Source organism: Rhodopseudomonas sp. B29, assembly GCF_000333455.1.
In the GTDB taxonomy this organism is placed as follows: Bacteria; Pseudomonadota; Alphaproteobacteria; order Rhizobiales; family Xanthobacteraceae; genus Rhodopseudomonas.
This window is the reverse complement of sequence record NZ_BADD01000279.1, coordinates 1-5,723: the sequence shown is the minus strand read 5'-3', so window position 1 is coordinate 5,723 and position 5,723 is coordinate 1. Positions and strand designations below refer to the sequence as shown.

General features: G+C 65.3%; 4 protein-coding genes. 3 read left to right on the top strand and 1 reads right to left on the bottom strand.

Annotated elements, in window-relative coordinates; all coding sequences use genetic code 11:
• Window positions 1-274 precede the first annotated feature (274 nt).
• A complete protein-coding gene (locus I5M_RS10295) occupies window positions 275-2,047 on the top strand; it encodes an alpha/beta hydrolase (RefSeq protein WP_031336012.1) in 1,773 nt (590 codons plus the stop codon).
• On the opposite strand, the gene I5M_RS10290 is transcribed toward I5M_RS10295, so the two are convergent.
• Window positions 2,029-3,474 carry a bifunctional aminoglycoside phosphotransferase/ATP-binding protein gene (locus I5M_RS10290; protein WP_307705471.1) on the bottom strand — a complete coding sequence of 482 codons (1,446 nt, stop codon included), beginning with the start codon at window positions 3,472-3,474 and terminating at the stop codon, window positions 2,029-2,031. The genes I5M_RS10295 and I5M_RS10290 overlap by 19 nt on opposite strands.
• A gap of 356 nt (window positions 3,475-3,830) precedes the next feature.
• On the opposite strand from I5M_RS10290, the gene I5M_RS10285 reads away from it, so the two are divergent.
• Both I5M_RS10285 and I5M_RS10280 read left to right on the top strand, forming a co-directional pair.
• Window positions 3,831-4,262: an HPP family protein gene (locus I5M_RS10285; protein WP_031336011.1), complete on the top strand. Its 432-nt coding sequence runs from the start codon at window positions 3,831-3,833 to the stop codon at window positions 4,260-4,262.
• A 144-nt stretch (window positions 4,263-4,406) separates the two neighbouring features.
• The coding region (locus I5M_RS10280; protein WP_022721328.1) for an acetate--CoA ligase family protein at window positions 4,407-5,723 on the top strand (1,317 nt) is incomplete at its 3' end.

The following is a 5,723-nucleotide window of genomic DNA, read 5'->3' as shown; positions in this document are numbered from 1 at the left end:
GAGCGCTGCGCCCTGCTGGCGAGGTGATCGCGCATCGCGAAGATCTTGATCCGCGTCAAGGTTCGACGGCAGATCGTGGCGATCTTCCGCAATGGTGCTACGCAGGTTTAACCACTCTGCACGCTACATTCTCTTGACCTGGATGTGACAGAGGGAAGTCACAGACGTCGTCCATTATGTGTAGAAACCGCGGCTGCCATCGCGATTGCAGCCGGGCCACAATGGATCATCCATCGCAACCGACCTGTTCGATCCGTAGAGCTTGCAGGTGATCATGCCGCAGACAGACCTCGCCACAGTCGCTTCCGGCGGCCAGCCCGCCCTGCAGGAATCCGCCAAACACGCCGGCCCGAGCGACAGCGACCGCGCGCTGCATGCCGCGCTGGCGCCGCTCACCGGCGGCTTGTCACCGTCGGCACTCGGCATGGCCTATGCGGACTGGCTGTCGCATCTGGCTTGGTCGCCATCGCGCCGTCTCGATCTCGCCAGCGACGCGCTGCGCCGTGCCTCCCAACTGGCCGAAGCGACGGTCAGGCCGGCGCCGCCGTGGTCGCTGATCGCGCCGCAGCCGCAGGATCGCCGCTTCGCCGCGCCGGACTGGCGGCAGCCGCCGTTCAACCTGATGGCGCAGGCCTTCCTGCTCGCAGAAGAATGGTGGCACGACGCTACGACCGGGATTCGCGGCGTGTCGCGGCAGAACGAGAAGATCGTGGAATTCTCGGTCAGGCAATTGCTCGACGTGTTCGCGCCGTCGAACTACGCGGCGACCAATCCGGAGGTGATTCGCCGTACGTTCGAGAGTCGCGGTGAAAACTTCGCCGCGGGACTGCAGAACTGGTCCGAAGACGTGCTGCGGTTGACGCCGCATCAGGACGGGACCGCGCACGAGTTCAAGGTCGGCAAGGACGTCGCGGTGACGCCCGGCAAGGTGGTGTATCGCAACGAGCTGATCGAGTTGATCCAATATGCGCCGGCGAGCGAACAGGTGCATCCCGAGCCGGTGCTGATCGTGCCGGCCTGGATCATGAAGTACTACATCCTCGATCTGTCGCCGCAGAATTCACTGGTGAAGTATCTCACGGAGCACGGCTTCACCGTGTTCATGATCTCGTGGCGCAATCCCACCGCCGCCGATCGCGACGTCTCGCTGGAAGACTATTGCCGGCTCGGCGTGATGGCGGCGCTCGACGTCGTCGGCCGCATCGTGCCGGACCAGAAGGTCCATGCCGCCGGCTATTGCCTCGGCGGCACGCTGCTGTCGATCGCCGCTGCTGCGATGGGCCGCGACGGCGACGATCGCCTCAAGAGCGTGACGCTGTTCGCCGCGCAGACCGATTTCACCGAGGCCGGCGAGCTGACGCTGTTCATCAACGAGAGCCAGGTCGCCTTCCTGGAAGACATGATGTGGAAGCGCGGCGTGCTCGACACAACGCAGATGTCCGGCGCGTTCCAGATGCTGCGCTCCAACGACCTGATCTGGTCCAAGATGGTGCGCGAATATCTGATGGGCGAACGCTCCGAGGCCAGCGACCTGATGTCCTGGAATGCCGACGCGACCCGGATGCCGTATCGGATGCATTCGGAGTACTTACGCAAGCTGTTCCTGGACAACGACCTCGCCGAGGGCCGCTACATGGTCGACGGCCGCGCGATCGCACTGTCCGACATCCACACGCCGATGTTCGTGGTCGGCACCACGCGCGATCACGTCGCGCCGTGGCGCTCGGCCTTCAAGATCCATCTGCTGGCGGATGCCGAAGTGACCTTCTGCCTCACCGGCGGCGGCCACAATGCCGGCATCGTGTCGCCGCCGGGTCCCAAGGCGCATGGTTACCAGGTGATGAAGAAGGAAGCCGACGGTTCTTATGTCGGGCCCGACGAGTGGCAGGCTCAGGCGCCGCATGCCGACGGCTCGTGGTGGACCGAATGGGTCGGCTGGCTCGATGCACGCTCGGGCGAGAAAGTCGCGCCGCCGCCGATTGGCCTAGCCGGCGAACCGGCTGCGCCGCTGCCGGATGCGCCGGGCAGCTACGTGCTGCAGGTCTGATCACTGATCTTCGTCGCCGCAAGGGCGCGTTCCAGCGTCTGCTGCGGCGTGCCCGAGGCGTCGACCTTGTGCCAGTCGATGCTGTCTAGCTGATAGGCCTGCTGTTGCCGCACGATGTCGGCAGTCGCGTCCGAGGCATCGGCCAGGCGGCCTTCGACCCGCGCGATGCGGATGGCCAGATCGGCGGTGAGGTACACGCCCTCGAACGGCACCTTCGCTTTTGCCGCGATCGCCTCGATGGCGCGGCGCTCATCGCCTCTGGCAAACACGGCGTCGACGATCACCGAGTGACCCTGCCCCAAAATGCTGGCCGCTCGGGCTGCAAGGCTGCCGTAGACCTTCGCGGTGACTTCGGGCGTGTAAGCGTCGGCGCCGAGCCGCGCCGTCTCGGCGACCCCGAACGTCTGCTTGCGAACTACATCGGAGCGCAGCACCACGGCGCCCGGCAGCGGCAGCACGGCTGCCGCCAGCGACCGGGCCAGCACGGATTTGCCGGTGCCCGAGAGGCCGCCGACGGCGATCAGCCGCGGCTGCGGTGGTGTGATCAACCGAAGCGCCAGGGCAAAATAGCTTTCAGCGGTGTGTCGATTGTCTTGCCTCTCCGTCTCATCCTTGGCCGGGCGCATCAGCAAGACTTTGGCGCGGATCGCAGCGCGGATCGATTGCAGCAGCGGCAAGGCGGCGAGTGCATCAATGGAATCGTCGCCGGTCGCAGCCAGATAGCTGCTCAACAGTCCAGCGGCGGCCTCGCCGCGGCCGTAGCGCAGCAAATCCATCAGCGGGAAGGCCAGATCGTACGCGACATCGACCGAAGCAAACACTGGATCGAACTCGATCGCGTCGAACAGCACCGGCTTGCCGTCGATCAGCACGATGTTGGCCAGATGCAGATCGCCGTGACACCAGCGCACAAAGCCACGCGCGCCCCGATCGCCAAGCAGCCGGCGGTGGCGCGACAGAGCCTCACGGCTGGTGCGATCGAGCGTCGCAACTTCGTCGTCGGCAAATTCGCCAGCCGTGAAAGCGGCGGTGTTGTCGGCGATGATCGGCTCGATCGAATCGAGCCACGGCTCCGTCGCCGCGGATGGTGCAACGCGGTGCGACTGCGCGATCACCTCGGCCAGCGCGGCGACGAGGCCGGGTGTCAACGGGCCTTGTCGTGCCAGATGGTCCAGCGTCAGCCGTTCATCGAACCGCGCCATCTCGACCGCCCATTCGATCGGCTCGCCGTCGCCGCCAATCTCGAGTATGCCGCCCGCCGAGCGAGTGATCGGCACCACGCGGCGATAGATCTGCGGCGCGAAGCGGCGGTTGACCTCCAGCTCCTGCTCGCAAGCAGTTCTGCGCCGCGCCAGTGTCGAATAATCCAGAAACGGAAACCGCACCGCCCGCTTGATCTTCAGCACGCGGTCCTTGGTGAGGAACACTGCAGCGCCATGCGTGTCGATTCGCGCGACACTGGCGCCCGCATGCGTTGCCGGGTCGGCCAGGAATGCAAAGACATCCTGTTGCCGTGCTGCATCACTCGAGGTTGTTTGTTGCGCCATTAGGTCGGCCGAGAGAACATGATTAACTTATGTGAACGCCGTGCAGCACAACAGCCTCATCGTCGCCTCGGATATGTCCCTAGGTTATCTCACGGCCCTATGAAGCGGGCTCTGTTTGACCCTGATCAATTCGCTTCGAGGGTTCAGCGGCCAATTTGCCGGACGCTGCGATTAGCAGGGCGAGCGACGCGCCTGCGCATGATCGCTGACTGGACTCCGATCGATTGGATATCGTCGTGTACAAGTTTCTCGAGGCCACCGTTGCCGACCATATGACGCGCTCCGTCAGATCCGTCTCGCGCGAGATGACGATGCGCGAGCTCGAGGATCTGTTCGAGCGCGACGACTTCAACGCCTATCCGGTGGTGGAAGACGGACGGGCGATCGGACTGGTAACGAAGTACGACTTTCTGAACTGCTTCGCGTTCCATCCGACACAGATGCTGCCACACTACGACGACCTGATGAATCGCACCATCGGCGACATCATGACGCCGGACTTCATCTATGTGCACGCCGACACCAAGCTGACGCGGGTGCTGCAGCTGATGGTGGAACATCAGACCCGCAGTATTCCGGTGCTCGACGGCGCTCGCAAGCTCGCCGGCATCATCTCCCGCGAAGACGTCATCAAAGCGGTGGCGAGCTTCACCAAGGCCAAGCCGTAGCTGTCCACCGGCTCCGTGACCGTCCGCGACGTGTCGCAGCGGCAGGTGATGGAATCGGCGCGTCACCTGTAATACACAGGCTGCGGGCAATGTCGCGCGCCGTCCGCGCTCGGTCGGGCGGCGCACAGTTCGGTGGCCGGTCAGATGTCGACCTATCGATTGGACAAGGTGCTGGCGCCGCAGGGAGTGGCTGTCGTTGGTGCCAGCCCGCGCCCGGCCTCGCTCGGACGCATCATCCTGACCAATCTGCGCGACGCCGGGTTCAAGGGCAAAATCGGCGTGGTCAATCCGCGCTATCCGGAGATCGCCGGCCAGAAGACGGTCGGGACGCTGCCGGAACTCGGCTTCGTGCCCGACCTCATCGTCATCACTGCGCCGTCCCGCACCGTCGCCAAGATCGTTGCCGAGGCCGGCGAACTCGGCGTCGCCGGCGCCATCATCATTTCGACGGGCATGGGCCGCGGCAAAGGGAGCTACGCCGAAGCCGCCAACGTTGCCGCGCGGAAATCCGGCATCAGGCTGCTCGGCCCGAACTGCCTCGGCATCATGGTGCCGGGCGCCAGTCTCAACGCCAGCTTCGCGGCCCGCATGCCGCGCAAGGGCAATCTGGCGCTGATCTCGCAGTCGGGCGCCATCGCGGCCGGCATGGTGGATTGGGCGGCCGTCAAGGACATCGGGTTTTCGGGCATCGTCTCGATCGGCGATCAGGTCGATATCGACATCGCCGACATGCTCGACTTCTACGCCACCGATATCGAGACCCGGGCCATCCTTTTGTACATCGAGGCCATCACCGATGCCCGCAAGTTCATGAGCGCGGCCCGCGCCGCCGCGCGGGTCAAGCCGGTGGTGGTGGTGAAGTCCGGCCGCATGGCGCATGGTGCCCGCGCCGTGGCGACGCACACCGGTGCGCTCGCCGGCGCCGACGGCGTGTATGAAGCGGCGTTTCGCCGCGCCGGCATGCTGCGCGTCTACGATCTGCGCGAGCTGTTCGATTCGGCCGAGACACTCGGCCGCGTCAGCGTGCCGCGCGGCAAGCGCGTCGCGATCCTAACCAATGGCGGCGGCATCGGCGTGCTGGCGGTCGACCGCCTGGTCGAACTCGGCGGCGAGCCGGCGGCGCTGTCGGACGAGCTGAGTGACAAGCTCGATGCGGTGTTGCCGCCGACGTGGTCAGGCTCCAATCCGATCGATATCGAGGGCGACGCCGACACCGAGCGCTACGGCGTCGTGCTCGAGGCGCTGCTGCAGGATCCGGACAACGATGCTATCCTGGTGATGAACGTGCAGACCGCTGTGGCGGCTCCCGGCGATATCGCCAAGACGGTGATCCGGCTGGTTGGCGAGGAGCGGACGCGACGCGCGCAGGCCAAGCCGGTCTTCGCCGTCTGGGTCGGCGCCGAGGAGGCCATCACCCACGCCTTCGACGCCGCATCGATCCCGAACTATCCGACCGAAGAC

Coding starts and splice junctions, on each gene's coding strand:
- I5M_RS10295 (WP_031336012.1), top strand. CDS start 275: ATGCCGCAGACAGACCTCGCCACAGTCGCTTCCGGCGGCCAGCCCGCC.